We start from the raw sequence: 26,669 nt of genomic DNA on the forward strand, positions 1-26,669 counted from the left end.
TCAGGGTGCCCGACAGACTGCAGGGTGGATTGGGACACGTGCCCACCACCACCGGTGTGCTACCCACCGCCGTGCACCCGCTGCCGCTGGTCACCGTCACACTGTAAGTGCCGTTGTTGGCCGTGGTTGCATTGGCGATCACCGGGTTCTGTTGGGTACTTGAATACCCATTCGGGCCTTTCCAAACGTAGGAAACTCCGCCCGATGCCGTTAACGACAGCGACACCTGAACCGCCGTGCCTACGCAGGTGGTGGAAGAAGACACCTGGCTTAACACCGGCACGGGATTCACCGTTACCGTGATGGTTTTGGTTACACTGCAACCCGCTCCGTCGGTAATCACCACCGTATACGTGGTGCTCGTCGTCAGGTTCGATACCGACACACTGCTGCCGTTGCCCAAACCACCGCTCCATTGATAAGTCACATTCCCTACCGCATTGCTGGCTGAAGCCGTCAGCACTACACTGCCCCCCGAACACACCGCCGTCTGAGACGCCGTCAAGGTGCCCGATAAAGTACACGGGGTTGGACAAACGCCCACCACCACCGGCGTGCTCGAAACCGCCGTACACCCACTGCCGCTGGTCACCGTCACACTGTAGGTACCATTGTTAGCACTCGTCGCATTATTGATCACCGGATTCTGCTGGGTACTGCTGTAGCCGTTGGGCCCTTTCCACAGATACGATACGCCCCCGGAGGCCGTTAGGCTCAGCGAAGCCACTGTCCCCACACAGGCGGTGGACGAAGAAACCGATACCACCGGCACAGGATTCACCGTGACCGTGACGGTTTTGGTTACACTGCAACCCGAACCGTCGGTGATCACTACCGTAAAAGTACTCGTCGTTGTCAGGTTCGATACACTTACACTGCTGCCACTGCCCAAACCGCCACTCCAGGCGTAGCTCACCGAGCCGGTTTGACCCGTCGCACTGGCCGTCAACACCACGCTGCTGCCTGAACAAACCGTCGTCTGGGAAGCCGTCAGGGTGCCCGACAGACTGCAGGGCGGATTGGGACACGTGCCCACCACCACCGGTGTGCTACCCACCGCCGTGCACCCGCTGCCGCTGGTCACCGTCACACTGTAAGTGCCGTTGTTGGCCGTGGTTGCATTGGCGATCACCGGGTTCTGTTGGGTACTTGAATACCCATTCGGGCCTTTCCAAACGTAGGAAACTCCGCCCGATGCCGTTAACGACAGCGACACCTGAACCGCCGTGCCTACGCAGGTGGTGGAAGAAGACACCTGGCTTAACACCGGCACGGGATTCACCGTTACCGTGATGGTTTTGGTTACACTGCAACCCGCTCCGTCGGTAATCACCACCGTATACGTGGTGCTCGTCGTCAGGTTCGATACCGACACACTGCTGCCGTTGCCCAAACCACCGCTCCATTGATAAGTCACATTCCCTACCGCATTGCTGGCTGAAGCCGTCAGCACTACACTGCCCCCCGAACACACCGCCGTCTGAGACGCCGTCAAGGTGCCCGATAAAGTACACGGGGTTGGACAAACGCCCACCACCACCGGCGTGCTCGAAACCGCCGTACACCCACTGCCGCTGGTCACCGTCACACTGTAGGTACCATTGTTAGCACTCGTCGCATTATTGATCACCGGATTCTGCTGGGTACTGCTGTAGCCGTTGGGCCCTTTCCACAGATACGATACGCCCCCGGAGGCCGTTAGGCTCAGCGAAGCCACTGTCCCCACACAGGCGGTGGACGAAGAAACCGATACCACCGGCACAGGATTCACCGTGACCGTGACGGTTTTGGTTACACTGCAACCCGAACCGTCGGTGATCACTACCGTAAAAGTACTCGTCGTTGTCAGGTTCGATACACTTACACTGCTGCCACTGCCCAAACCGCCACTCCAGGCGTAGCTCACCGAGCCGGTCTGGCCCGTCGCACTGGCTGTCAGCACCACACTGCTGCCCGAACACACGGCTGTTTGAGACGCCGTCAGGGTGCCCGACAGATTGCAAGGGGGGTCAATGTCACATGCCCCCACCACCGGGGTGCTACCCACCGCCGTACAACCATTGCCGCTGGTCACCGTCACACTGTAAGTGCCGTTGTTGGCCGTAGTCGCATTATTAATCACCGGATTCTGCTGATTGCTCGAATACCCGTTGGGACCTTTCCACACGTAGGAAACACCACCAGCAGATGTCAACATAATCAACATCGTCGTGCCTACACAGGCTGTAGACGAGGACACCTGCGGGAATGGCAAGCCTTGCACAGTCACATTAACCGTAGCGGTACCTGTACAATTAGAACCCACTACCGTCAGCGTATAACTGCCGTTATGGGTTAATTGCGCGTTGGTAATCACGGGATTTTGTACGGACGAACTAAAGCCGTTTGGACCTTTCCAACTATACGAATTGAAGCCACTCGTTGCCGTAAGACTGACCATATCCCCCACACAAACGGTAGCAGGTAAAGCCCCCGCCAGTGGATTACAAATACAGGCTTTGACGGTTACCGGTTGTGTTACGGCCTGATTACTGCAACCGTTTTGGCTAAACACTGCCAGCGTATAACTACCGGAATGGCTTACTTGAGCATTATTCACCAATACCGTTTGCCCGGTCTCGTAGAAGCCATTGGGACCCGTCCAAATATATTGGTAGGGTTGCGTTCCCCCGCTCGCGGTTGCTGACAGACTAAAACTCCCACCCAAACAGGTGCTCGCGCTTACCGATGCAGTAACCGTAGGTTTCGGCAAAATCTTCAGGCTGGTAATGGCGGTTCCTGAACAAACGGATGTCCCCGTAATCACAACCGTATAACTGCCGGTATTGGCGGTCGTTGCGTTGGGAATCGTCGGGCTTTGCAGGGAACTTGTAAAACCGTTCGGACCGTACCATTTGTAGGTTGTTCCTCCATCGGTTGCCGATAAGGTAATGGTCCCTCCTTCGCATACCGGAGAGTTACAAATGGCAATCGGTAAAGTGCCAATCAAAGCGGTTGTACTGGACAAGGCCGTACAACCGGTTGCATCGGTTATTTTCACCGTATACACCCCCGCATTGGCGGTCGTCGCTACAGGAATGGTCTGGCTTTGACCGGTTTTCGAAAATCCATTGGGCCCGGTCCAGGCATATTGGTACGGGGCAGTGCCTCCCTGGGCGGTTGCACTCAACAATAACGGGCTGGCTTCACACGTTGGATTGGCACTGGCTGTAGCCTGAATCTGACACTCCGGCCCCGGGATGACTTCTATAGCACAACAGCCACCCACCGGGCAGCTTCCGAACATTCCCGTAAAAGAATAGAAACCAATCGATTTGATGACCAATGTACTCCCCGTCGCCACGGCCTGATCTGCCGAAAACTGGCTTAGGCCATTTCGGGTCCATTGAACATTCGTTAGCGGTATTGGTATGGAAACCGTAAATTCATCTCCGGCGTACCATTGAATTGGTACGGAAAAACAGGTCAGTGCAATGTCGTCTTCCGATAAATCGTGATTGTTGGGTACCGAGTTGGGATCCGTACCCTGCATTTCTGTTACCTCGGCGGTAGTAAACCAAACGCCCCGCTCCAGTACTTTCGCTTTTAATTCCAGTATAACCGAATCCCCCGCAGCCAGAACGCCGATGTTCCAGTTGCCACTGCCCGGCGTAAACAATCCGGAACCCCGTAAAACCGTGTGCGTACTGTATTGGGCACCGGCTGAAAGATCGTTTTTTACCACTACGCCATTCGCCGGACCGCTTCCGTCATTTCCCACCACAACCGTATAGGAAATGATCTCATTCAAGGCCGGATGAGCATTATTTATTTTCTGGTGAACATACACGTTGGGGTTCTGGGCCACTGCCATTCCAACGCTAAACAGCAGAACAAATACCGTTTGCCACAGGCGTTGGGACGCCGTGATCGCTCGCTCATAAAACAATAAATTAATTTGTTTTGACAAGCAATTGTATAAATCCAATGTATAACGACGGGTTGCTTCCGGGGAAAATAAAGTACGCACGACCATCGGATTGTAGCATGGGCTACCGTCCCTGTTTGCCTGCCCATTTCTGTCTGTACGCAAAGTAGATGTTCTTTTCATCTGATGACCTTTTAGTTCTGTTTCCGACAGACTTCGCCAGTAAACAGCGTGTACCTCTATTTCAGACTTATCCAGACGATAAAAGTCACTTCTGGCTTGAAGGATTTCCGTCAAAATAATATAGCTTCCTGATAACTAAAACATTGCTGAACATCCTGTTTGAGTTACGCTGTGCATTCCTATACCCCTCCTGTGCAGATACCTAAAAAAGGAAACATAATTTTATATTTGTACACACAATTGATAGCTAAAATTATGCCATAGCTTATCCTGCGAACGAAACAAATGGAGCCCAAACGCAAAAAACCTGCCGGATGGCAGGTTTTCTAGCAGGAAAGATGCGAAAGTTTAGAAATCGTAGCCAAGGGTCAGGTAAGCCACCGGTTTCCCAACCACATTATTTTCAACACCCCAGGCATAATCAAACTTAACGTAGTAACCAAAAAGCATCGTTCGTGCACCGGCACCATACCCCAGCAGGAAGGGATTTTTAAAATTGGTAACGGTTGCCTGGAACGGATCGCCCGCTCCTCCCACGATCTCGGTGTTCAGGCTATTCTGACGGCTGAATGGTCCTTTCCCGGCCCAGGCCGTACCAATGTCACTAAAGGCCACCAACTGGAAATTCCGGAGGAAATTGGACGTAACCGGCCCCCGATGCAAGTACCGGATAACGGGCAGACGCAGTTCGGCGTTGGCCAGCATGTGGCTATTGCCTGTCAGCTTACCCAGGCGAAAACCGCGCAGGGGAGCTGCCAGATCCAGGAAGAACACATCCCGGTTGTCCCGATTGGGTGACAGCAACAGGGGGTTGTTCGCTTTGTCTTCTTTGATGCCTTCCGAAATACCGATCCAATTTTCCATCCCGCCCAACGTACTCTTTTTGGGTGCCGCACCGGCTGAATGGCTACCGGACAACCGCAGAGCCAGAATGATGTCCCGGTGGATTTTTTGATAATGCCGAAGGTCAACCGTGATCCGGTCGAAACTGCCCGCACCCCGCCGAACACCACTTTCCACTTTTTCCGTCAAACCAATGTAATTCTCGTACCGAATTTTAAACCGGGTTCCCTCAATCATGTTCATTCCGTTGAGAGTCGTATTATCAAAAACGTACTCCGCTTTCGCCCCGGTGTAATCCGACGAACTGCCGCCCACCTGCAATAAATCCAGGTAGCGGGTCACGATGTAGAATGGCGCCACGGTAAACCGGCTGTTCACCGAAATGGGGTACGAAGCTGACAGGGTTACTTTATTAAACCGGTATTTCTGGTATTGACCCGCATCGGAGAAAATCGTCTTCCGGTCAAACCGGGCGCTATAATCAATCCGGTTTACCAGTTTGTGGTATTCCGTAAACAGATCGCTGTTCCGGAGGTTGGTGGTGATGAATAAACCGGCCCGGATGATGTGGTTTTCCAGCAGGTCATTCATGGTGAGCGACTGAAAATAGCCAAAACCCCGGATTGGATCGATCCGCCAGTCGGAACTGGCATCACTCGCCACGAACAATCCCTGGTATTTATAAGGCCCCCGAATCGTCACATTTTCCCGACGGCGGGTGCGTGGTATGGCCACCGACGCCGATGTGTTTGTACTCCGGCGTTGCTTAAATTCAATGGTTTTAGCCACATCGCTGTCAAACTGGTAGTTGTCCGTATCGACCTCTCCCGGCCCCAGTTTCAGCGCAGAGACTGTCGTGGAATCAACGGTTTTGGCCGCCGTAGCGGAACTCGTACTGGGAGCCGTTGTGGTAGTCGCCACGGCTTTGGGCACTTCCTGAACGGTGGCACGACGGGTAAGTGGCAACTGGCGCGTCAGGTTGAGGTTGACCCGGGGCCGAAATCCAATGACCTCACTCCCGTTTTTCAACTGGCTGTAAACCATGGCGCCCGAGGCAGGGTTCAGATCGTACCGACGGATATTCTGGTTGAAACCGGTTATAAATTCCTTCGTTTTGGTTTCAACATCCATTTTGGCCAGATTTCGCACACCGGTTGCGTCGTCCAGGTAATAGATCGTATTGTCGGAAGAGGCAACCGGACGCATGGCGATGCTCAGCGAGTCGGTCAGGCGGCTCACCACCTCGACGCGGGGAGTTCCGTCGTGTAAAAACAGACTGAGCTGGTTGCGAATGGATTTGTACGTGCCTTTGTCGAGACCCAGCGAGTCGATGTGCCGGTTCGACGAAAAAACAATTTGCCGGGTCCGGCCCACAAACTGCGGATACAGATCGTCGTACAAATCATTCGTCAGTTGCTGCACGGTTCCCCGGCCCATGCTGAAGAGATACAAATCATTTTGCCCCCGGCGATCTGCACTGAACACGACGCTCGCTCCATCGTCAGAAGCATCCATATCGATCACCTGGCTAACACCCCGAACAACCATCCGCTGCTTTAACTTCGGTTTTTTATCCAGGTTGTTATACACATACAAATAGGTCTGCCCCCGTTCTTCGGTCAACACCAGCAGGTTGTCACGCTGCCAGGTAACGAGCGGGGAGGCCGGTTTTACGGGCGATTCGTCCTGCTTGTAGCCGCCTTTCCGAATCACCTGCTTTTTCTGCGTCTGCGTATTGACCACGGTTACTTCAAACTTTCCACGCCAGGCTGTCCCATAGGCATACTGACTTTGGTCGGGACTCAGTTTCAGGCTGGTCAGTTGGGCAGGCTCTTTGGAACTGGAAACCGTTACCTGAAAACCATCCTCGCCTGGTTTGTAGGCATCCACAACCGGTTTGGCCATCGACGAATAATACTCCCGCCATTCCCGCAAAAACCGGGAATACGGAACTCCGAGTGTGCTGGCTATGCTGTTCTGTTCATTCCGAATGATCCGGGTCAGGTTCAGAATATTGGAAATATTGTCTTTTCCGTAGCGTTCTGCTATGTAATTCCAGATGGAATGGCCTACGTACATGGCCTCCTCGCCCACCAGCGTTGACGGTTTACGAACGGGGCGCGTCAGTGCAACATCACGCATGTAGTCGTCCAGTTCAACACTCCAGCCATCGGCAATGTAAGATGCAATGCCCGGCATATACCATTCCGGCAAGGAAAGCAGCAAGGAACTTTGCAGGGCGTCTTTCAGACTGCCACCATACAGCATATCGTAGACAAAAAGCAGCGAAACTTCCTTAATCAATTGCTTGCGAAAACTAATCTGGTCGCCCGTAAAAGCCAGTTCCAACCGCGATTTGGCCAGGCTCAACTCCTTGTAGTTCGTGCCGCTGGGCGCACTCAGACCGATGTTACTCTGGGAAAGCTCCTGGGGGGAGTTGTAAATAAAAACCTTGATGCGGTTATATGGGGTGTAGCCCAGGATTTCGGTGATCCGGTCGAAATCCGTTTCGGCATACTGCGCCGTCAAATTGGCAATCTGATTGCCTTCCTGATAAAAATAAATTTCAAAGTTGGAGGTCTTGATCACCTTCCAATCAAACTTCCGGTACTGAATACGGTTTCTCCCGAACTGTTCCTGCGAAGGATAGTTCTGTGCCACCGCTTCATTCATCACCAGCAATAGTCCGGCCAGGCAGAGTATAAATTGCTTACTCATAAGTAACGCTACTTTTAGGCATCGTTTCAGATCTGATGGTTTCCGGATCGAACAACCGGCATCAAACCTTATCCAACATTTTTTCCACTGTAATATAACGAAAAGCTACGCTCAATATTAACCTCCGGGTCTAATTCTTTCCGACCTTCCAGAAAGTCGGCGAATTGGTCGGCAAAAAACGGCGCCAGCGATACGCCCTTGGTACCCAACCCATTGAAAATCCCTACTGCCGGATGCGCCGGATGCAAGCCAATCAACGGCCGCCGGTCCTTCGTTGCCGGACGAATACCGACCCGCTGACCGACAATCCGGTACGGAACCTTCAGCAAGCCCTGTACTTTCTGCTGTAGAAACGCTTTTCCGTCCTCGGTTGTTTGCCAGTCGATGTCATGCCAGGTGTAGGTTGCCCCAATTCGGTAACGATTTGATTCAACGGGCATTATAAAGACTCCTTGATTAACGATGCTGGTAACCGGATAATTGTCCATCGTAACATCCAGGACCTGCCCTTTTACGGGATTGTAGGGCAACCAATCGAATAACGGATTTTGATACGCATGGGGGCCTTCACAGAAAATGATTTTGCCGTAAATGCCGTCTTCCCATAAAATCTCGTTCTCCCTGATTTCTACTTTCTTAGCCTCAAAATTTGTTTCGACATACCGGTTTTGTTCCTGAAAAAAAAGTCGGATGGCATTCAAGAAGACCGGCACATCCACCCAACCGGACCGGGTTACTTCCAAACCACCGAAGGGGTTGTGAATATAGGGCTGATACTGCTGATTATCAACGGATTCGGCCACATAGGGGCTAATAGAAGAGTCGGACGTCTGAGCCAGGTAATTATTTTGCTCTTCAACCGAACGGAAGGGGCGGTAAATGTTGGAATAATGGAGCAAAGGAATCTTCAGTTCCTGCTCGACTTCGCCATAAAACGTATTCAGAAATGGAAATAACTGATCGGCTTTCCAGGTGCGGACGAGCTTTTTACCCGTTAGTGGATTGAAAATTCCCGCTGCCGCCAGCGACGCCGAGGGAAGTTGGGACGAGTTGACAAGGACGACTTTTTTACCCCGCCGATGGAGCGTCCAGGCTAACACCGACCCGGCAATTCCTTGCCCGACAATCAAATAATCGGCGGTCATGCATCAATGGGTTTGAAATGCCCTTTGCGGTGGAGTTTGGAGATTTTCTCATCGGCCAGTTGAATCACCCAGTCAATTTGTTCGTCGATGGTGATGAAGGAAGTATCCAGTTCAATGGCATCCTCGGCTTTCCGAAGCGGGCCTTCACTACGGGTACTGTCGATAAAATCCCGCTTTTTGAGGTTTTCCAGAATAACATCCAGACCAATCAATTCGCCCTTTTGCAGCAACTCAATCTGTCGGCGCTGCGCCCGAATGGTGGCGTCGGCCGTCATAAAGATTTTCAGTTCCGCGTCTGGAAATACCTTCGTCCCGATGTCCCGCCCGTCCATGACCACACCCCGTCTGCGTCCCAGCTTTTGTTGCTGGGCGACCATGGCATACCGCACTTCGGGAATCGCACTGACTTCACTGACGATATTGGATATGTACATTTTCCGGATTTCCTCCTCAACATTCAAACCGTTCAGGCAAGTTTCGTTTCGGCCATTTCTGGGATTGAAATTGAAGGTAATCTGAATGAGTTGAAGCGCATCCTGAACGGCTTTGGGGTTTGTGAGGGCAACGTGATTCTGGATAAAATACAAACTCACGGAACGATACATGGCACCCGTATCGATGTAGGCATAACCCATCCGGGCAGCCACCTGTTTGGCCGTCGTACTTTTTCCACAACTGGAATAGCCGTCGATGGCAATGACTATTTTTGGCATGAGTGCAAAGAAACAACTTTCCGGGGAACCCTACTGCTTTCCGGCCAGGGAAATACGCTCCTGCCGGGTTACAAATTCTTCACGGAGCAAGGCAAATATGTGTTCGTCGAGGTATTGATTGTTCTTGATGGCGGCTTTTTTCAGAACGGCTTCAGCCCGAAAACCCGCTTGCTCCAACACCCGCATCGACACTTTGTTTCCTTCCAGAACGCAGCCAAAGAGCCGGTTTACCTGGAAATTAACAAAAATGTAGTTGACCATGGCCGGCAGCACTTCGGTCATGATGCCCTGCCCCCAGTGGGCTTCACCGAGCCAGTAGCCAATTTCGGCATTGTGCCGGTAAATGTCCTCTTTGATGGTAAACCCCACGTTGCCAACGGCTTTGCCGCCAATATCGATCGCCAGATTGACCGGTTGCTGATACGACCGGTTCATCCGGATCCAGGAACTGGCATCACGGACGGTGTAGGGATGCGGAAAAAAATCCCGGACACGGTCCCAGATTTTTCGGTTGTTGGCCTGTTCAGATAACGAAAATTCATCGCCATCACGCCAGGACCGCAGAGTGCAGGTATCTAGATAAATGGTTGCCACGTTGCTGCCCGTTTTTGGCCAATATACGGTTTTTACAATATGGCCTTTCACTTTTTAGTTATGAATTTTGCAACAAAACCACGGAAAGGCTCCGCGCGCCGTGGGCACCAATGACCAATGCCTGCTCAATATCAGCGGTTTTCGACGGCCCCGCAATGAAGGCCCCGAAGCCTGATTCACTTATGTTCAGCCGTTCGTAGGCGTCGTGCATGTTCGGCACCAGGTCTGCGGTGTTGAGCAGTAAAACCAGATGCTGGCAAATGAAGGGCAAAACGCGGTGGCCACCCCGCTCTTCCGGCACCCAAATGGCCGAGTTTTCGGCCACCCCGATAACGCCCTGAATGATAGCCAGATCGACGGTTTCCAGTTGGTGCGGATCCAGGACGTCCCAGTCTGTGGTCGCCAAATGCTGTAAAGCCGGAACTTTGCTCACCACACTGGGCAAATCATTGTACGTCTGCCGTATATAGGTCTCCGCTTCCTCGTAGTTCGCCACCAGCACCGGCGTACCGCCGATAAACCGAAGAATTTCTGAAAACTTGGCAACCAAATCCGGGTAATCGGACTGAAACCGGGTCGTTTCGGGCAACGGTTGAAACTCGGGCTTGTTCTGCTTCACAGCAGAGAGAATTCGTTCGCGACTGTTCATTTGTTCGTTTCTCTGTTCACATACCATTCCCGGAAACTCTCTTTGGGCGGTTCCGGCATTTCGCGCTGCTTAAACCAGGGATTGAGGGGATTGGAGACCGAATAAGGCAATAACCGCATCATCGTCCGACCGGCTTTCCCGGAAAACCGGAACAGTTTCGGGCTGGATAAGACGCTCGCCATCAGTTTCATGCCCTGTTTTTTGGTGCTGTCAACGTAGCCCTCAGCCACCAGCACCTGCCGCCACTTGTAAAGCTGATCGTGGATGTCGATCTTGACCGGGCAGACGTTCGAGCAGGAACCGCAAAGCGTCGACGCAAACGGCAAATCAGCGTTTTTCCGCATGTCCAGATTCGGGGCCAGAATAGAGCCGATGGGGCCAGCTACAGCATTGTGGTAACTGTGTCCGCCACTCCGGCGATACACCGGGCAGGTGTTCATGCAGGCTCCGCAGCGGATGCATTTGAGCGAGTTCCGGAAATCCGGGCGACCGAGCTGCGTAGTCCGACCGTTGTCGACAATGATGATGTGCATTGTCTGCCCTTGGCGGGGCCGGTGAAAATGGCTGGAATACGTCGTGATGGGCTGACCGGTGGCGCTCCGGGCCAGAAGCCGCAGAAAAACACCCAGGTGCTGTGCTTTCGGAATGATTTTTTCGATGCCCATGCTGGCAATGTGAACATCAGCCAGGTGAGCGCCCATGTCCGCATTGCCTTCGTTGGTACAGACCACAAAACCGCCGGTTTCGGCAATGGCAAAGTTGACGCCGGTGAGGGCGGCCCTTCGCGTCAGGAATTTCTCCCGCAAATGCTGACGAGCGGCTTCGGCCAGGTATTTCGGATCTGATGCGCCTTTTTCTGTCCCCAGATGTTCATGGAAAAGCTCCCCGATTTCTTCTTTTTTCTTGTGAATACAGGGCATCACAATGTGGCTGGGCGGTTCGCCAGCGAGTTGAACAACGCGTTCGCCCAAATCCGTATCGACCACATCGACGCCTTTTTCAATCAGAAAATCATTCAAATGACATTCTTCCGTCAGCATCGACTTGCTTTTTACCATTTGGGTGGCCCCGGTTTCCCGTAGAATCTGCAACACGATTTCGTTGTGTTCGTGCCCATCTGCCGCCCAGTGAATTTTCACCCCGTTTTTGATGGCGTTCTGCTCAAACTCCAGCAGGTATTCATCCAGATTGGACAAGGCGTTGTGCTTGATGCGGGAACCGGCTTCGCGCAGGGCTTCCCATTCCGGAATTTGAAAAACGGCCTTGTCGCGTTTTTCGCGCACAAACCACAGCGTCTTGTCGTGCCAGGTGGTTCGATCGACGTCTTCCGTAAATACTTCGGCGGCTTCGGAGTGATTCATCATGTTAGAGGTCACGGGCTTTGACCCGAACGGGTTTTCTATCCCGGGCATTCACCAGTTCTTCGTCGTTTCGTTTTGCCTGTTCAATGACGCGCTGAACAGCCCGGCGCATTCCTTCCAGAAGTTTTTCGTTTTCCGGAGTGATTTTAATCTCGCCCATTTTGGTTAATCTTCTCCCAGATTTTTACATTAAACAAATCAAGCGTGGCAGTTATTCCCCCTTGTGCAATAAATTCAGGAACTGTCCCGAAATTATTAATGACTAAAAATCGATCACTTATGGGAATGTATAAAGTCAATAAATTTTTAATACTCCGACTGTACCGTCGCTCAATCACATCCGGTGGAATTGAATGCCCACCCGCTCTTTCGCCAGCTCAACGGATTCAAGCCACACATAGAACAAAGTAACCGAATAACCGGCCTGTTTCGCTCGTTTAATGGTCTGAACGTACGACCGTGTCGAAAGCGTCGTCTCCAATGCAAAGTCAACGTTTTGTTCAAGCAAATGGTTGATACGGTGCAGCATAATTCTTCCGGCTTCAAACGCTACCGTTTCCGGCTGGAAAGGTGACAAGCCTTTTGCAATCGCTCCGGCGACCCGGTTCATCAGCGTTCACAAATTCCCGACAGTTCAATACTTCAGGCAGAATCGTATAAGCCGCCGTTGTTTTTCCGGCTCCATTACAACCCGCAAGGATATACAGATTCGGCATCGGGTTTAATCCGTTTCCTCCAGTTGAAAGATCTCGTTTACGGTTTTCTCAAACACCTGCGCCAGTTTCAACGCCAGAATCGTGGAAGGTACATAACGACCGGTTTCGATGGAATTGATCGTTTGCCGACTCACACCAATCCGTCCCGCCAAATCCGCCTGTGATAAATCCTTTTCAGCTCGCTCTACTTTAATACGGTTCTTCATAACGCCATCAAAACCGTCTTTTCATTCCGGCGAATGGCGAGCCGAAACCGGATAATGAATACAATCAATACCGTAAACAGGTTGTAAATCATGACACTAAAAAAAAGGCCACCGTGAACCAAAAGAATGAGCACCCCCAAAACCAGATAATTCACATATACCGCCCATTGCAACGACTCCAGCCGTAACTGGCTGATCATCTCGTCCTCCACTTTCTCTTTCGAAAAAGCGATCAACAACAGACCGATAATAGCCCCAAGGGCCGCCAGTTCGTCGGTCAGATTCATGGAGCTAATACCCCCATTTAAAAAATCGCCCCCGCCACTCAACCACCAGATTATTTTATAAACCCAGGCTGCATTTTCTTCTGGTGCGCTAAGCGAAATATCCAGAAAATCAAACCGAAATTCGGCATGCAAAACCAGCAAACCCAAAATCGTCGACGGAATAAACAAGATCCAGCCCATCAGCCGGTAGCGATTCGGAAATAACCAGTGTGTTTTCATAGAGATGTCTAATTATGTTGACCAAATGTAAAACTTACTTTACATATTGTCAAGATAATTGGACAACTATTTTTTCAACGTTTACGCCTGATTCAGTATTTCGGCGATGTGCATCACCTTCACCGGTAGCTTATTCCGACGAACAATGCCTTCCAGGTGCATGAGACACGACATGTCGCCACCCGTCAACACTTCAGCCCCATTGCGGATGTGGTCTTCCACGCGATCCACACCCATCCGGACCGAAACCGCTTCTTCAAAAACGCAGAACGTTCCGCCAAAACCGCAACATTCATCTTTCCGGTCGAGGCTGATCAACTCTAGGTCATCCACCATATTCAGCAGTTTTTCCGGTTTGGAATAGGGTGCAGCAACCAGTTCCGACATCTGGGAAAGATGCAAACCGCGTTGTCCGTGGCAACTCTGGTGCAGGCCGACCTTGTGCGGAAAACGGGCTGGCAGGTGATCCACTTTCAACACATCCGTCAAAAATTCGGTCAGTTCATACATGTGATTGCGGATTTGCAGCGCGTCACCCTCCCGCTTGTCCGAGTGGAGATGATGTTTAATATGAAGCGCACAACTCCCTGACGGACAGACGATAGCATCATAACTACCCCCGAAGTTTTCGACAAACAATTCGTTGCAATCGTGAGCCAGGTTTTCAAACCCCGAATTGGCCATTGGCTGTCCGCAACAGGTCTGATTTAGCGGATACGTAACCGTGCAACCCAGTTTTTCCAGCAGTTGCAGCGTGGCGATGCCAACTTTTGGGTAAAACTGATCTACGTAACACGGCAAAAAAAGGGCAACTTTCATCGTTTAGTGAGCAGTTTACGTCAGACCGTGCAGTGTCTCCAGCGGCTTTGAACCCGTTTAGCCTCGTACAACGGTCTCTTATTTTTTGGGTTTACGGAAGCGATAGGTTGCCAAAACCGGCAGATGATCCGATAATTTCGGCACATCCAAAACCCGGTATCGAACCAGTTCCAGGTCGCTTTGTTTCAGACTCAGGATGTAATCGATCCGCGCTCCGGTGCCAACCAGCGTCGAGGTATGCGAATCCCTTCCGGCATCCGACCAGCGGTCCAGCAGCTTTTCAATTTCCGGATCATCGGGATCAGTGTTCAAATCTCCACACCAGATAACGGGTTGAATGCTGTTTTCAAGGGTTTTATCAATGAACGCCAATTGCAGACTCCGGTTTAGCGGGGATTGATGGTCGAGGTGTGAATTGCAAAAACGGATCGTTGTCTTTTCTGATAATTCAACGTACGCACACTGCAAAATCCGCTGCTCGGTTTTATCCGGGTTTGGTAACATCATCTTCTGATTTGCAATGATAGGGTACTTCGACAAGATAGCTGTCCCGTACTTACCGCCCTGAAAATCGATGGCACTTCCATACAATGGATACATCGATGTTAGCCGTGACAATTGCCCCAGATGGTCCTGCCCCCGGCTTCGGGTGGTCACACTGTCCACTTCCTGCAAAGCAATGATGTCAGGCTTATATTCCCGGATCAACCGTCCGATCTGCACAATGCTATTGTGTTCCTGGGAATTGGCTCCGTGATGGATGTTGAAAGTCAGAACGGTTATAGTCGGTTGCGCCGTTGTTTTCAGAAAAAAGCCACAGACCAGCACCACAATCAATAAACAGATTCGCATACAGTCACACAGTTGGTTTCTGCCAAAATTACGCACAAATCCCGTTTCTGACAGCTTCCTCTCCGGCAGGCCGTATTAAAGCGTGAAAATGTTATCCAGCAACATCCATTTTTCGCCCGGTTTTGCCATCGGCAAGGCCTGCTGATAGGTCCACATCAGCGCTTCCCATTCCTGCACTTCCGGGTTCGCGGCATCCATAGCGGCCTTTTTTTCAAACGAAAAGGAATCATCCGTTTCCATGATCATGAACAACCGGTTGCCAATCCGGTAAATCTCCATTTCCGTAATTCCCGCCGAGCGAATGCTCTCTTCGATTTCGGGACGCAGTTTCTCGTGGTATTTCTCGTATTCGGCAATCGAAGCCGGATCATCGATGAGGTCGAGGGCGAAGCAGTAGCGCATAGAAGAATGATGGGTTATGAATGATGAACGATGAATTAGCTGACGCACGCATCCATCGTTCATCATTCATAATTCATCGTTTCGTTTTCAGGTTTGTATCCCCGCCAGCCGTAATACGCCACCACTAAAAAGCACAAAAGTGGTACGATGTAGGCGACTTTGATGTTGCTTTGATCGGAAATGTAGCCCATCAAAACCGGGAATAACGCGCCCCCGGCAATGGCCATCACGAGCAGGGATGACCCCAGTTCGGTATCTTCTTCCAGTTTGTTAATGCCCAGCGAGAAGATCGTGGCAAACATGATCGATTCAAAAAACGGTACGGCAAAGATCGCCCAAACCGCGATTTGGGAGCGCATGGTCATGGCTACCACCAGCAGCAGCACGCTGATCAGGGAATAGATGGTTAACAGGCGGTTGGCCGACACAAACCGCATGAGATACGTACCAATAAACCGGCCAATTAAAAAGCCCAGCATGGCCCAACCCAGCCATTCGGCAGCGGTTTTTTCAGGAACATCGCTGGAAAATTTGGCAAACCGGATGAAGAAACTGGTGACGCACACCTGCGCACCCACGTAGAAAAACTGCGCAATGACGCCCCAGCGCAAATGCCGGTGCCGAAACACCGAACCCAGGGTCGAAGGTGCTTTCTTCTCGCTTTCACTGATGTCCGGCAATTTGGTGAACATGAACAAAGCGGCCACAGCAACCACCACAACCCCAATGACGACATACGGCATTTTGACCTGATCGGCTTCGTATTGCAAATAGGTATTGAGCTGTTCTGCCGACATCGCCGTCAACTCAGCTTCCGAATGTTCAATGCCGCTCAGGATCACCCGACCGCCTACCACCGGTGCCAGAAAAGCCCCCAAACCGTTGAACGACTGACTGAAATTCAGCCGGGTCGTGGCCGTGGCCGGATCGCCCAGAATGGTTACGTACGGATTGGCAGCCGTTTCCAGAAACGCACAGCCCGATGCAATGATGAACAAAGCCCCCAGAAAAAAACCGTACATCCGGGTGTCGGCAGCCGGAACAAACAGAAAGGCTCCCGCGGCATACATCAATAAACCGGCAATGATACCCCGCTGGTAGCCGTATTTTTTCATCACAAAACCGGCGGGTAAGGCCATGATGAAATACCCCAGATAAACCGCCGAGTCAATCAAGGCCGACTGTAAATCCGTCAATTGACACGCTTTCTTTAAGTGCGGAATCAGAATGGGTTCCAGATTATGGACGAAGGCCCAGAGAAAAAACAAACTGGTTACCAGCGCAAACGCCAGCGTATAGCCGCGTATTGAACCGGCGGATTTGGCGGTGGTGGAAGAAGGAACGGAGGCCATGAAAAGTCCGAAAATTAGGATGTAGGATTTATTAGCGATTCACCGCACGGCGGCACTCAATCGCTCAATAACAATTCACAATTGATCAGGTCAAAGCCCGGTCCAGATGCACATAGCCCCCATCTACGTAGATGAGTTGCCCCGTCGTATGGCTGGATTTGTCGGACAGCAGAAAGACCACCATATTGGCAATCTCCTCCGGGGTCGTCATGCGCTTTTCGAGCGGTATTTTCGATACGATGCTGTCCAGCTTCTCCTGCGGATTGTCAAACGTTTTGATCCAGTTTTCGTACAGGGGCGTCCACGATTCGGCCACCACCACGGCATTGACCCGGATGCTGTACGGCAACAGTTCCACCGCCCATTCCCGCGTCAGCGCATTGCGACCGCCGTTGGCTGCGGCATACGCCGAGGTGTTCCCTTGCCCGGTTTCGGCGGTTTTGGAGGTGATGTTCACAATCGCCCCTTTGGATTCTTTCAGAGCGGGTAGCGCATGGTGAGCCATCAGGTAATAATGGACCATGTTCTTGTGCAACGATTGCATAAACCGCTCATAGTCACCACTTTCCAACCCGACTCCGTCATTGACGCCCGCGTTGTTCACCAGGCCATCGATGCGGCCAAATTGCGCGAGGGTTTGCTCGACGGCTTTTTTGCATTCGTCCGGCCGGGTCAGTTCGGCGGCAATCTGAAACGCTTTGCCCCCCGTTGCCGTGATGGCATCAACGGTTTTCTGGTTGTCGGCTGCGTTGCGTCCGATGATCACCGGGGTTGCTCCTTCGGCAGCCAGCACGGTCGAGATGCCCTCGCCAATGCCCTTAGCTCCGCCCGTGACGATGATTATTTTGTCTTGTAGGTTCAGGTTCATACACGTACGCACGGATGACTATCCGCGTAGTTTCTGGTAGGAATGGTTAAAAATCAGGCTTTCGCCTTTACAGATTATAAAACTTCACGGCATTGTCGCCAAACACCTTTTGCCGGACATCCTCCCCCCACGGTTTCACATAGTCCTCCACAATGCTCTTCATTGCTTCATACTCCGCAGCCACGAGGCAAACCGGCCAGTCGGAGCCGAAAGCCAGCCGGTTGGGACCGAAATGTTCGAAAACCACATCGAGATACGGGCGAAAATCCTCCGGTTTCCAGGTCTGCCAGTCGGCTTCCGTCACCATCCCCGACACTTTGCAATACACGTTCGGACTTTTGGCAATCTCGGCCAGGTAGTTTGACCAGGTGTTGATTTTCTGGTCCTTGATATACGGTTTAGCGATGTGGTCGATGATGAAGGAAACCTCCGGAACTGTCCGAACCAGGTGCAGCGCGGCTTTCAGTTGCGTGGGGTAAATCAGGATGTCGTACGTCAGATCAAATGCCGCCAATTGCCGGACACCGCGAATGAATTCCGGGCGCATCATAAAATCGTCAGGTTCGCCCTGGACGACGTGCCGAAATCCTTTCAGTTCTTCAAACTGCGAGAAGAATTCCAGCCGTTCGTACAGATTTTTGGCCTGCAAATCGACCCAGCCCACTACGCCTTTGATAAAATCATACGCTTCGGCCAGTTGCAGCAAAAACAGCGTTTCCGATTCCGACTGATCGGCCTGCACGGCCACACAGCCCTCCATGCCGTTCTGCTTCAAAACCGGCTCCAGATCGGCGGGCAAAAAATCCCGCCGAATCCGTTGCATTTCTTCCGTAATCCAACTGTCCCGTTCCGCATTGTAGAACCAGAAATGCTGGTGAGAATCGATCGTCATATTTCTTAACTATAAGCAACAGCCGTCTGCTTCTGGGTTCCCAAGCCTTCGATGCCGAGTTCTACCACGTCGCCGGGTTTGAGGAAGCGTTGCGGTTTGAGGCCCATGCCGACGCCGGATGGCGTTCCGGTCGAAATGACATCGCCGGGGAGCAGCGTCATGAACTGGCTGATGTAGCTAACGAGCGTGGGAACGTCGAAAATCATGTCGTCGGTGTTGGAATCCTGCAACGACTCGCCGTTGACGCGCAGCCAGAGTCCCAGTTTATTCGGATTCGGCACTTCGTCTTTCGTCACCATAAACGGCCCGAGGGGCGCAAAGGTGTCGGCACTTTTGCCTTTCACCCACTGCCCACCGCGCTCCAACTGGAACGCTCGTTCGCTGTAGTCGTTGTGAACGGCGTAGCCCGCAATGTAGTCGAAAGCGTCTTCTTTGGAAACGTACGTGGCTTTTTTGCCAATGACAATGGCCAGTTCCACTTCCCAGTCCGTTTTTTCAGACGCTTTCGGAATCATCACATTGTCATCCGGACCAACCAAAGCCGTGGTGGATTTGAAAAACAAAATGGGTTCGGCAGGAACCGGAGCGTTGGTTTCGGCGGCATGTTTGGCGTAGTTCAGACCCACGCAGACGATCTTGGACGGCCGTTTGATGCACGACGCCCGGCGAACACTTCCCGACACGCTGGGGCAGCTTGATGCGTTGGTTTCCAGCCAGGTAGCCAGTTTTTCGAGACCGTTGGTCGCAAAGAAAGTTTCATCGTAATCGTGTCCGAAAGCGGTTACATCCAGACTGGCACCCGAAGGCAGCATGACACCGGGGCGTTCGTTGTCCGGTGAGCCAAAGCGAAATAGTTTCATTATGGAGGGTTTACTTTTTTGACAATAAAGAGAAAAACCGGGGGCTTATAACCTTGCGTGCAAAAATAAAGTGTCGAAACCGGATTGTAACAGCCCCGAAGAAATCTTATTATATTTGTAAAAAGCTTTTTCTAGACGCCTGACGACTATTGACGACTTCCTGAAAGCGCCAAATTTACGAGAAATGCTGGATGAACTTGAGAAGGCCTGGCAGGATGAACAACGCCGTCGTCATCAATCATGGGCCGAGGTCGACGAAGGGAAAAAAGCCGAGTTTATTTTGGGTGAAATCATCTACCATTCACCAGTTTATGGGCGGCATTGGAAAGCTTCAACACGAATCACCCGGCGGCTCATACCGTATATCTATGATAACCATTTAGGTGAAGTCGGTTATGAAAAAGTGATGGTTCGTCTCACCCGGAACGATTACGAACCCGACATTTGCTTTTGGAATCAGGAGAAATCCGTTCAATTTGAACCAAAGCAATCGGCCTTTCCCCCGCCCGATTTTGTGGTCGAAATCTTGTCCGATAGCACCCGCGAAAGAGACTATGGTATCAAAATGACCGATTATGCCCTCCACGGCGTGCAGGAATACTGGATTGTGGATGTCGAACACGAAACCGTCGAACAATATCTGCTCGACGGAAACGCGTTTCAACTGGCTCAAAAATTGAAGGACGGTGTTCTGGAATCCGAAGTGATCAACGGTTTTCGAATCGGTATCAAAGAAATCTTTACCGAATCCTGAGTCCTACTTCCCTACCGCTTCCCGACTCTCCAGTTTCCAGGTATTGTCAAAAAAACCGGCTTTTCGGACGCCCTTGATCCCGTCTTTCGCCATGTCCAGGCCGAAAATCATGTAATCCGGAAAACCGCTGCCAGCCGCAAAATACTGGTTAGCATCAGCAGCTTTCAGGCCTGCCAAACCGGTTCCGGTCACCACCGCCACCGAAGCCACCGGGCTGTCGGCGCGGGGCCAGCTAAAGTAGGCACTGACGTCTTCGCCGGTATACTGCTCATCTCCAATTCGTAACGCCCCCCGGCTGACTTGAATCGGGCAGTCTTTCAACAGCTTGTTCCACGCTCCGTTGGTCGTTGCATTACCAAAAAGCACGACGCCCCGATCCGCAAATTGCGCCGGATTAAATTCCTTGTCTGAAACCATGTCCACGGCTCCATTGCCCCGGTAATACCAGGTTTCGGCATCGTACCGCGCTTTGTTGAACGCCCATTCATTTTCGGCCGCCGTCCCCGAAGTGCCGTAGACAAATACCATCCGGTGGTTAAACGGTTCTTTGAACGTGCCGTTCCGATGGGAACCCTTCGCTGTCAAGGCCGGTTTGCGGCCAATTTCCCATGCCGCATTTTTGACGAGAAACAGTTTTTCAGCCGGATTTTTGACCTGATACGCAATCGCTTTCAGACTATCCAGCGTAATCGTTACGGTTTCTCCAACGGCAAAATCCGCCAGATTCAACGACAGCAGGGCGACATTGTCGGTTTTCCCGGCAATCGTTTTGGCTTTTTTATCCCGTTTCAACTGAACCCGGCTATACTGCAACGGATGCTCCTGCTGCTCGACCGATACCCAACGCATTATCGGAGAAATGGCAGGGTTGGCGGTCGTGAAATCAATGACGTTGACGGCGCTGTCGGCGGCAATGCGGTGCCATTTGAAATAGTCGAAAACCGGCTTCCAGTCGACGCTCTCGTTGCCGTACCAGTGCGATCCGCCCGGATATTCGTAGTGTGTGAAATCGGGATGAAACGTACCGAGCAGCTTGCGCATCTGACGGGCATATTCCACCGAAACCGTGCGGTCGGCATCGCCGTGCAGGATGTAGACGCCCAACGGTTTGTAATTGGACGCGAGGGCCAGCACGTTGCTGGGATTGCTGGTTCGCAAGAGCATTTTTTCCAAAGCAGTTCCGCCCTCTTCGGGAATTTTCCCGTCGTGCGAACCGTAACCGGCCAGCGTAGGATACCCGGCGCAAGGTGCAATGGCCGCCCAATTGCCGGGAAACGTCGCCCCCAGATACCAGGTACCGTGTCCGCCCATCGAGTGGCCGGTCAGGTAAATGCGCTGCGGATCGGGTTTGAATTGTTTTTTGGCAATGTCCAACACTTCCAGTGCATCCAGTCGCCCCCAGTCTTCCCAGTTAAAGCCCCGGGGCCGCCGGTTGGTCGGTGCCACCAGAACGCCCCAGTCTTTCGGCTGATAGGCCCGCGCCTGCCCAATGGCCTCAACCCCCGCGCCGTGGACCGACAGAAACAAAGCCGGAGCCTGTCCATCCGGTTTGGTCTGGGGAGCCACACCGAAATACTGAACACTACCGTCGATGGCACTGATGAAGGTCTGGCTGTAATGCTCGCCCGGTGCAGCGACGGATAGCGTCAGTTCTTTTTCGTCAATCACTTTTCCAGACTGCACTAAACTAACCAAAACCGCTCCCTCTTCTTTTTTGGAAACGCCCGACGCGTTCATCCGGAAACCTACCTTGCGCGTACTCAGGGCCGGAACCGTTGGTAAATCCGTCAACACTTCTTTCCCAGACAGGCGGCTTTTCATTTTCAAGCCCACCAGCGGTTTGCTGGTGGTGTTAACGAGCACAACAGCGCCCCAGAGCGGCTCGGTCTGGTTGCCCAACACCACACTCGGCAGGGTCGGATCTTCGATTTTCAGGAACACCGGTTTTTCGGGAAAAACGAGTTTCGCCATCAGGCCCTGAAAACGCGAAAACTGTGACGTCCGCAGGTAAATTTCATTCAGTCCCTTTTTCAGCGCGACCGGAACGGCCAGCCAGCCGAGCGCATAGGGATCGCCCGCATGAGGGGCACCGTTGACATACACCATGTTATGCCCGGTAGCGTGCAGTACGGCCACCTGACCGCGGTCGGCCTGGTACGTCAGGTAGAGGTAGCCGTTGTTGAACGAACGCCCCCGGAATTTACCCTCTTTATCGGGCGTGACAACCTGCCACCGAAGCGAATCGGTGCTGCTGACCGACAGTCCCTGCCCCTCGGCCGGTTTTTTCAAATCCCCCCGGTATAAATGGTACGCCAGTTGATCGGTATACAAAGCCTCACGCCCGTATTGGTGACACGGCCCGATTGCCAGACCCTGGGGGAAGTTATAAATGCGTTGCGCCTGAATCGTCAAAACCGTAGCCATGACCAGAAACGCAGAAAGAAGAATGCGGTTTTTCATCGGAAGTTCGTTAATCCATTACCCAATTTTGACAACCCAAACCGGTTTGCCGGCCAGTTGCTGCCGCAGTTTTTCCGGAACACTCACCTCTACACCACTTCCCACTTTTTTCCACTTCAACGCCTGTTTGCTGCCCAGAATAGTCAGCGTAGCTTTGGGCTGAGTCGGCACAATCGGGAGTGTTAAAGTAGCTGGCAATACGGTTTCAGTCTCTTTTGGTAAATACGACGCATATTGGACGTTGCCGTTGGCGGTAAAAGCCCACTGGTTCTGGCGGTAGGGAGCCAGCGGTTTGGTGCCATACACCGACTCGCCGTTGACCTTGATCCACTCGCCAATTTCCGCCAGCCGCGTGTACGCTTCCTCGTGCCATTCGCCGTCGGGACCGGGGGCGATGTTCAGCAGCAGATTGCCGTTTTTGGCCACAATATCCACCAGCATTTGCACCAGTTTACGAGCCGGTTTAAAGTTTTCTTTCGGAATGTACGACCAGCTATCGCCCATGGTCAGACAGCTTTCCCACGGAATCGGCATGTAGTGATCCGGGATTTGCTGCTCGGGCGTCACGTAGTTTTCAAACTCGCCCGAAACCGTCCGGTCGACGACGAGCAAACCGGGCTGGTTTTGGCGACCCATCCCGGCGATGCGACCCATATCGATGTCCTGGCTGTAGGGAATCGTGCGCTGCCAGCTCACGGTCGAGTCGATGGTGCTGGCCGGGCGCACCCAACCGCCATCCAGCCACAGAATGTCCACTTTGCCGTACCCGGTCATCAATTCCTGAATCTGGTTGTAGGAAAAATCGCTGAATTTCTTCCAGAGTTCGGGGTATTTCTTGGGGTCGTAGCTCACGTTGCGGTCTTTCGGCGGAAAATACGGCCACCAGTACGACTCGGTATTCCAGTCGGGTTTGGAAAAATACGTGCCGACCATAAACCCTTCATTCCGAAACGCTCCCAGAATTTCCTTGGTCACATTGCTGCGCGGATTCGACGCGAACGGCGATTTGGTGCTGGTGATTTTGTAGTCGGTTTGCTTCGAATCGAACATGCAAAAACCGTCGTGGTGCTTGGTCGTGAAGATCATGTACTTCATCCCGGCGGCTTTTGCGGCCGTAGCCCAGCGTTCCGGATTGAAGCGGGTGGGGTTGAAAGTGGTTTGCAGATTTTCGTACGCCTTCTTGTACCCGTACCAATTGCCAGACTCCGGTCCCCGGCGCACACACCAGCCTTCGTCCTCCGGGCAAAGCGACCACGACTCGACCACACCCCACTGGCTGTAAGTTCCCCAGTGCATGAGCAGCCCGAATTTAATATCCTGCCACTGATTCAATTTCTTCTTCACAAGACTGTCTTTTGGCCAGACATACTTGTCGTGGTTTTGCTCGGAATGTTGCTGAGCAACGGCCGATCCGGCAAAAACGAGTCCGGTGAGTAAACCGATGAGGATGGATTTCATGGGGTAAATAAACATGGAGTTAAATGAAACGAATGGAGACTTTGCTTTTCTTAATCAATGTAGTAGCCAGTTCGAAGGCACCTCCCGGGGTTCTTCGTTGCCTTTGCTGTATTTCAGTTTGAGGGTATATCCGCCACCGCCTTCGATAAAGTCTAGTTCGACCGGGTGCAGACCCGCCTTCAACGCGACCTGCCCGCTTTTCTCAATCGGGCCGTGTTGTCCGTCGTTGTCAACCACCTCGCGGTTGGCGATGCGCAGGACGCCACCGTCGTCACAGGTCAGAAAAAAGCTGTAAACATCGGTTTCCGGAATGGCCAGATACCCCCGGAACCGGAGTCCAAAACTGGGAGCCGTGGCCTGAGCCGGCACTTGAATCGCGCGGGTTGTCAGACTATCGGTAACCGTCGCCGATGCCATTCCTTTGGAATTTTTGAACGAACCGGCGTAGTAATGGACTTGCAAGCCCGGTTGCGTCGTTCGGGTCGTAACGGGTGCCGCCAACGCCTGTTGACGGAACCGGGCGGTATAGGTATCGCCTTTCAACCCGCCGGGTGTAAAAGCCGCAAACGTCAATGTGGTCGGCTGCGTAATGGGCAGGGATCCGGGTAAAACCGTTGAGGTCGAATCGGGTTGCAAACCGTCGGTTCGGTAGCGAATAACCAGGTGATTGGCCGGTTTCTGAACCGAAAAGAGGGCCTTGTCGACATATACATTTTCTTCCGTAAACCCGGACAAATCGGGAAGACGATAGTGAACATTCAACGCATCCAGCCGGGCATAATGGCTTTTCAGCCGCTGCAAATAGTCCTCATACCGGTTTTCTTTCGTCCAGATCGCTTCGGCCAGGGCCGTCATCCGGGGCATGGCCATGTAGTCGACCCGGTTTTCGGAGGGAATGTATTCCGTCCAGATATTCGCCTGCGCCCCCTGAATCGCCGTGGCTTCGGATACGGTCAGGCCAGCCGGTATCGGGTTGAAATGATAGACGTTGTCAAGGGAATTCTTGTTGGGCAAGACATCGAAATACAGCGTATTGACGGGTGTCATCACGACTGGATTGCCGTTTTTGACCGCCTTCACTGGCGCATCTTTCACCCAACTCCGCCAGTACATGATCGTCGCCGAAGCATTGATTCCCCCTTCCAGCGCATCGTCCCAAACCAGCAATTTTTTACCTTTCGACTGAACATATTTTTCCATGCGGTGGACAAAATAACTCTGCAATTGGTTGACATCCTTCAGCCCTTCCCGCTGCATCAGCACCTTACACGCATCCGACTGCGTCCAGGTTGTTTTTTCGACCTCATCGGCTCCCAAATGAACATACGGACCTGGAAATAAGGCCATGATCTCATCCAGCACCGCTTGCGTAAATTCGTAGGTGGTTTCATTGCAGGGGCAAATCGGCACGGAGAAATCCTTGCCCCACCCCTCTTTTCCGGTGCAACTTAGAAACGGATACGCTTTGATGGCAGCCGCCAAGTGGCCCGGCATGTCGATTTCGGGAACAATGTCGATGTGTCGGGCAGCCGCGTAGGCAATGAGTTGCTTCATCTCAGCCTGGGTGTAAAAACCGCCGTACAGCGTTTTTCCGTCTTTCTGAATCAGGTGCTTCGACGGCAAGGCAAAATCCGGATTGGTTTTCGCCCGCTCCAGCACCACCGAATCCTGGTTGTTGAACGTCCGCCAGGCCCCTATTTCCGTCAGTTTCGGGTATTTTTTGATTTCGATCCGCCAGCCCTGGTCATCGGTCAAGTGCAGGTGAAATGTATTGAATTTGTACAGTGCCAACAGGTCGATGAACTTTCGAAGATACGCCAGCGAAAAGAAATGCCGCGAGACGTCCAGGTGCATTCCCCGCCAGGCATACGCCGGTTGATCTTCAATCTGCACCGCCGGAACCGCCAGTGATTGGATCGGGAAATTCGACCGGCTTTCCAAGGTAACCGGCATCAACTGCCGCAGCGTTTGAATGGCCCGGAACATCCCCGCCGGTTCCTTTGCCGTCAACGCTACGGTTTTGGGCGTGATAGCCAGGCGATAGCCTTCCGGTGCCGTCAATCCGGCGTCATACTGAAAAATGATTTGTGTCGCCGTCTGTTTGACGGCCTTCGCCAGCGGTTTTCCAAAGCCGGTTTCCAGCATGGTGCGCAAAAAGTCCGCTTCCCGCCGAAAAAGGGCGGCTGATTTTGGGATGACGATGCCGGTTTCCGGCGTCAGAATAACCTGGCCCGGTTTGGGGGTCAGCGACGTCGGATACGGGATGATGGCGTACCTTTCGGCGACGGCCTGCGCGTGAAGCGTTGACCGATTCCAGACACTGAGTATTACTAACAAAACCACTATTCTACTTTTCCTATACATACTTACACGCTGTTCATGGTGTCTTAAAAGTGGTACTGAATTTCGGA

General features: G+C 52.4%; 22 protein-coding genes. 1 reads left to right on the forward strand and 21 read right to left on the reverse strand.

The window, feature by feature from the left end; translation table 11 throughout:
- From F0P93_RS24170 to F0P93_RS24250, 18 genes are all read right to left on the reverse strand, one after another.
- Positions 1 to 3,949, reverse strand: a 3,949-nt coding sequence (locus F0P93_RS24170; RefSeq protein WP_225309622.1) for a DUF11 domain-containing protein, incomplete at its 3' end; no start/stop codon positions are given.
- 489 nt (positions 3,950 to 4,438) lie between these two features.
- Positions 4,439 to 7,651 carry a hypothetical protein gene (locus F0P93_RS24175; RefSeq protein ID WP_150880317.1) on the reverse strand — a complete coding sequence of 1,071 codons (3,213 nt, stop codon included), beginning with the start codon at positions 7,649 to 7,651 and terminating at the stop codon, positions 4,439 to 4,441.
- A gap of 68 nt (positions 7,652 to 7,719) precedes the next feature.
- The gene (locus tag F0P93_RS24180) at positions 7,720 to 8,796 is read right to left on the reverse strand and encodes an NAD(P)/FAD-dependent oxidoreductase (RefSeq protein WP_150880318.1); all 1,077 of its coding nucleotides are present in this window, start codon (positions 8,794 to 8,796) and stop codon (positions 7,720 to 7,722) included.
- Entirely contained in the window at positions 8,793 to 9,509 is a 717-nt protein-coding gene (cmk, locus tag F0P93_RS24185) for a (d)CMP kinase (RefSeq protein WP_150880319.1), read from the reverse strand. Before cmk ends, F0P93_RS24180 begins: the two co-directional genes overlap by 4 nt.
- Before the next feature lie 30 nt (positions 9,510 to 9,539).
- Entirely contained in the window at positions 9,540 to 10,103 is a 564-nt protein-coding gene (locus F0P93_RS24190; protein ID WP_150880320.1) for a GNAT family N-acetyltransferase, read from the reverse strand.
- Positions 10,104 to 10,161: 58 nt separating this feature from the next.
- Positions 10,162 to 10,752: a LutC/YkgG family protein gene (locus F0P93_RS24195; RefSeq protein WP_150880321.1), complete on the reverse strand. Its 591-nt coding sequence runs from the start codon at positions 10,750 to 10,752 to the stop codon at positions 10,162 to 10,164.
- Positions 10,749 to 12,113, reverse strand: a complete 1,365-nt coding sequence (locus tag F0P93_RS24200) for a lactate utilization protein B (RefSeq protein ID WP_150880550.1) — start codon at positions 12,111 to 12,113, stop codon at positions 10,749 to 10,751. The genes F0P93_RS24195 and F0P93_RS24200 overlap by 4 nt, the downstream gene beginning before the upstream one ends.
- A gap of 4 nt (positions 12,114 to 12,117) precedes the next feature.
- Entirely contained in the window at positions 12,118 to 12,273 is a 156-nt protein-coding gene (locus F0P93_RS31580) for a hypothetical protein (RefSeq protein WP_191908910.1), read from the reverse strand.
- Positions 12,274 to 12,447: 174 nt separating this feature from the next.
- Positions 12,448 to 12,723 carry a zeta toxin family protein gene (locus tag F0P93_RS31760; RefSeq protein ID WP_225309623.1) on the reverse strand — a complete coding sequence of 92 codons (276 nt, stop codon included), beginning with the start codon at positions 12,721 to 12,723 and terminating at the stop codon, positions 12,448 to 12,450.
- A gap of 111 nt (positions 12,724 to 12,834) precedes the next feature.
- Entirely contained in the window at positions 12,835 to 13,035 is a 201-nt protein-coding gene (locus tag F0P93_RS24210) for a helix-turn-helix transcriptional regulator (RefSeq protein WP_150880322.1), read from the reverse strand.
- Positions 13,032 to 13,541: a hypothetical protein gene (locus tag F0P93_RS24215; RefSeq protein ID WP_150880323.1), complete on the reverse strand. Its 510-nt coding sequence runs from the start codon at positions 13,539 to 13,541 to the stop codon at positions 13,032 to 13,034. The genes F0P93_RS24210 and F0P93_RS24215 overlap by 4 nt, the downstream gene beginning before the upstream one ends.
- Before the next feature lie 81 nt (positions 13,542 to 13,622).
- Positions 13,623 to 14,360 (reverse strand): (Fe-S)-binding protein, encoded by a 738-nt coding sequence (locus tag F0P93_RS24220; RefSeq protein ID WP_150880324.1) that lies wholly within the window; start codon positions 14,358 to 14,360, stop codon positions 13,623 to 13,625.
- Between the two features lie 78 nt (positions 14,361 to 14,438).
- Complete coding sequence (locus F0P93_RS24225) at positions 14,439 to 15,212, reverse strand: endonuclease/exonuclease/phosphatase family protein (RefSeq protein ID WP_150880325.1); 774 nt, start codon at positions 15,210 to 15,212, stop codon at positions 14,439 to 14,441.
- A 75-nt stretch (positions 15,213 to 15,287) separates the two neighbouring features.
- Positions 15,288 to 15,614 carry an L-rhamnose mutarotase gene (locus tag F0P93_RS24230; RefSeq protein WP_150880326.1) on the reverse strand — a complete coding sequence of 109 codons (327 nt, stop codon included), beginning with the start codon at positions 15,612 to 15,614 and terminating at the stop codon, positions 15,288 to 15,290.
- 62 nt (positions 15,615 to 15,676) lie between these two features.
- Entirely contained in the window at positions 15,677 to 16,966 is a 1,290-nt protein-coding gene (gene fucP / locus F0P93_RS24235; protein WP_150880327.1) for an L-fucose:H+ symporter permease, read from the reverse strand.
- Positions 16,967 to 17,051: 85 nt separating this feature from the next.
- Positions 17,052 to 17,834, reverse strand: a complete 783-nt coding sequence (locus F0P93_RS24240) for an L-fucose dehydrogenase (RefSeq protein ID WP_150880328.1) — start codon at positions 17,832 to 17,834, stop codon at positions 17,052 to 17,054.
- A gap of 67 nt (positions 17,835 to 17,901) precedes the next feature.
- Complete coding sequence (locus F0P93_RS24245; RefSeq protein ID WP_150880329.1) at positions 17,902 to 18,726, reverse strand: amidohydrolase family protein; 825 nt, start codon at positions 18,724 to 18,726, stop codon at positions 17,902 to 17,904.
- A gap of 5 nt (positions 18,727 to 18,731) precedes the next feature.
- A complete protein-coding gene (locus F0P93_RS24250; RefSeq protein WP_138992033.1) occupies positions 18,732 to 19,586 on the reverse strand; it encodes a fumarylacetoacetate hydrolase family protein in 855 nt (284 codons plus the stop codon).
- 184 nt (positions 19,587 to 19,770) lie between these two features.
- On the opposite strand from F0P93_RS24250, the gene F0P93_RS24255 reads away from it, so the two are divergent.
- Positions 19,771 to 20,340: a Uma2 family endonuclease gene (locus tag F0P93_RS24255; RefSeq protein ID WP_150880330.1), complete on the forward strand. Its 570-nt coding sequence runs from the start codon at positions 19,771 to 19,773 to the stop codon at positions 20,338 to 20,340.
- A 3-nt stretch (positions 20,341 to 20,343) separates the two neighbouring features.
- Here F0P93_RS24255 and F0P93_RS24260 read toward each other — a convergent pair whose 3' ends face one another.
- From F0P93_RS24260 to F0P93_RS24270, 3 genes are read right to left on the reverse strand one after another with little or no spacing between them, the layout of a single operon-like run.
- Positions 20,344 to 22,800 (reverse strand): carboxylesterase family protein, encoded by a 2,457-nt coding sequence (locus F0P93_RS24260; protein WP_150880331.1) that lies wholly within the window; start codon positions 22,798 to 22,800, stop codon positions 20,344 to 20,346.
- A gap of 18 nt (positions 22,801 to 22,818) precedes the next feature.
- Complete coding sequence (locus F0P93_RS24265; RefSeq protein WP_150880332.1) at positions 22,819 to 24,258, reverse strand: alpha-L-fucosidase; 1,440 nt, start codon at positions 24,256 to 24,258, stop codon at positions 22,819 to 22,821.
- A gap of 54 nt (positions 24,259 to 24,312) precedes the next feature.
- Positions 24,313 to 26,595, reverse strand: a complete 2,283-nt coding sequence (locus F0P93_RS24270) for a family 20 glycosylhydrolase (protein ID WP_225309624.1) — start codon at positions 26,593 to 26,595, stop codon at positions 24,313 to 24,315.
- Positions 26,596 to 26,669: the final 74 nt, after the last annotated feature.

Source organism: Larkinella humicola (genome assembly GCF_008727875.1).
In the GTDB taxonomy this organism is placed as follows: domain Bacteria; phylum Bacteroidota; class Bacteroidia; order Cytophagales; family Spirosomataceae; genus Larkinella; species Larkinella humicola.

Bases quoted from the DNA above. Each gene is read 5' to 3' on its own strand.
- F0P93_RS24175 (WP_150880317.1), bottom strand. From the start codon at position 7,651: ATGAGTAAGCAATTTATACTCTGCCTGGCCGGACTATTGCTGGTGATG.
- F0P93_RS24180 (WP_150880318.1), bottom strand. From the start codon at position 8,796: ATGACCGCCGATTATTTGATTGTCGGGCAAGGAATTGCCGGGTCGGTG.
- cmk (WP_150880319.1), bottom strand. From the start codon at position 9,509: ATGCCAAAAATAGTCATTGCCATCGACGGCTATTCCAGTTGTGGAAAA.
- F0P93_RS24195 (WP_150880321.1), bottom strand. From the start codon at position 10,752: ATGAACAGTCGCGAACGAATTCTCTCTGCTGTGAAGCAGAACAAGCCC.
- F0P93_RS24200 (WP_150880550.1), bottom strand. From the start codon at position 12,113: ATGAATCACTCCGAAGCCGCCGAAGTATTTACGGAAGACGTCGATCGA.
- F0P93_RS31580 (WP_191908910.1), bottom strand. From the start codon at position 12,273: ATGGGCGAGATTAAAATCACTCCGGAAAACGAAAAACTTCTGGAAGGA.
- F0P93_RS31760 (WP_225309623.1), bottom strand. From the start codon at position 12,723: ATGAACCGGGTCGCCGGAGCGATTGCAAAAGGCTTGTCACCTTTCCAG.
- F0P93_RS24210 (WP_150880322.1), bottom strand. From the start codon at position 13,035: ATGAAGAACCGTATTAAAGTAGAGCGAGCTGAAAAGGATTTATCACAG.
- F0P93_RS24215 (WP_150880323.1), bottom strand. From the start codon at position 13,541: ATGAAAACACACTGGTTATTTCCGAATCGCTACCGGCTGATGGGCTGG.
- F0P93_RS24220 (WP_150880324.1), bottom strand. From the start codon at position 14,360: ATGAAAGTTGCCCTTTTTTTGCCGTGTTACGTAGATCAGTTTTACCCA.
- F0P93_RS24225 (WP_150880325.1), bottom strand. From the start codon at position 15,212: ATGCGAATCTGTTTATTGATTGTGGTGCTGGTCTGTGGCTTTTTTCTG.
- F0P93_RS24230 (WP_150880326.1), bottom strand. From the start codon at position 15,614: ATGCGCTACTGCTTCGCCCTCGACCTCATCGATGATCCGGCTTCGATT.
- fucP (WP_150880327.1), bottom strand. From the start codon at position 16,966: ATGGCCTCCGTTCCTTCTTCCACCACCGCCAAATCCGCCGGTTCAATA.
- F0P93_RS24240 (WP_150880328.1), bottom strand. From the start codon at position 17,834: ATGAACCTGAACCTACAAGACAAAATAATCATCGTCACGGGCGGAGCT.
- F0P93_RS24245 (WP_150880329.1), bottom strand. From the start codon at position 18,726: ATGACGATCGATTCTCACCAGCATTTCTGGTTCTACAATGCGGAACGG.
- F0P93_RS24250 (WP_138992033.1), bottom strand. From the start codon at position 19,586: ATGAAACTATTTCGCTTTGGCTCACCGGACAACGAACGCCCCGGTGTC.
- F0P93_RS24255 (WP_150880330.1), top strand. From the start codon at position 19,771: ATGCTGGATGAACTTGAGAAGGCCTGGCAGGATGAACAACGCCGTCGT.
- F0P93_RS24260 (WP_150880331.1), bottom strand. From the start codon at position 22,800: ATGAAAAACCGCATTCTTCTTTCTGCGTTTCTGGTCATGGCTACGGTT.
- F0P93_RS24265 (WP_150880332.1), bottom strand. From the start codon at position 24,258: ATGAAATCCATCCTCATCGGTTTACTCACCGGACTCGTTTTTGCCGGA.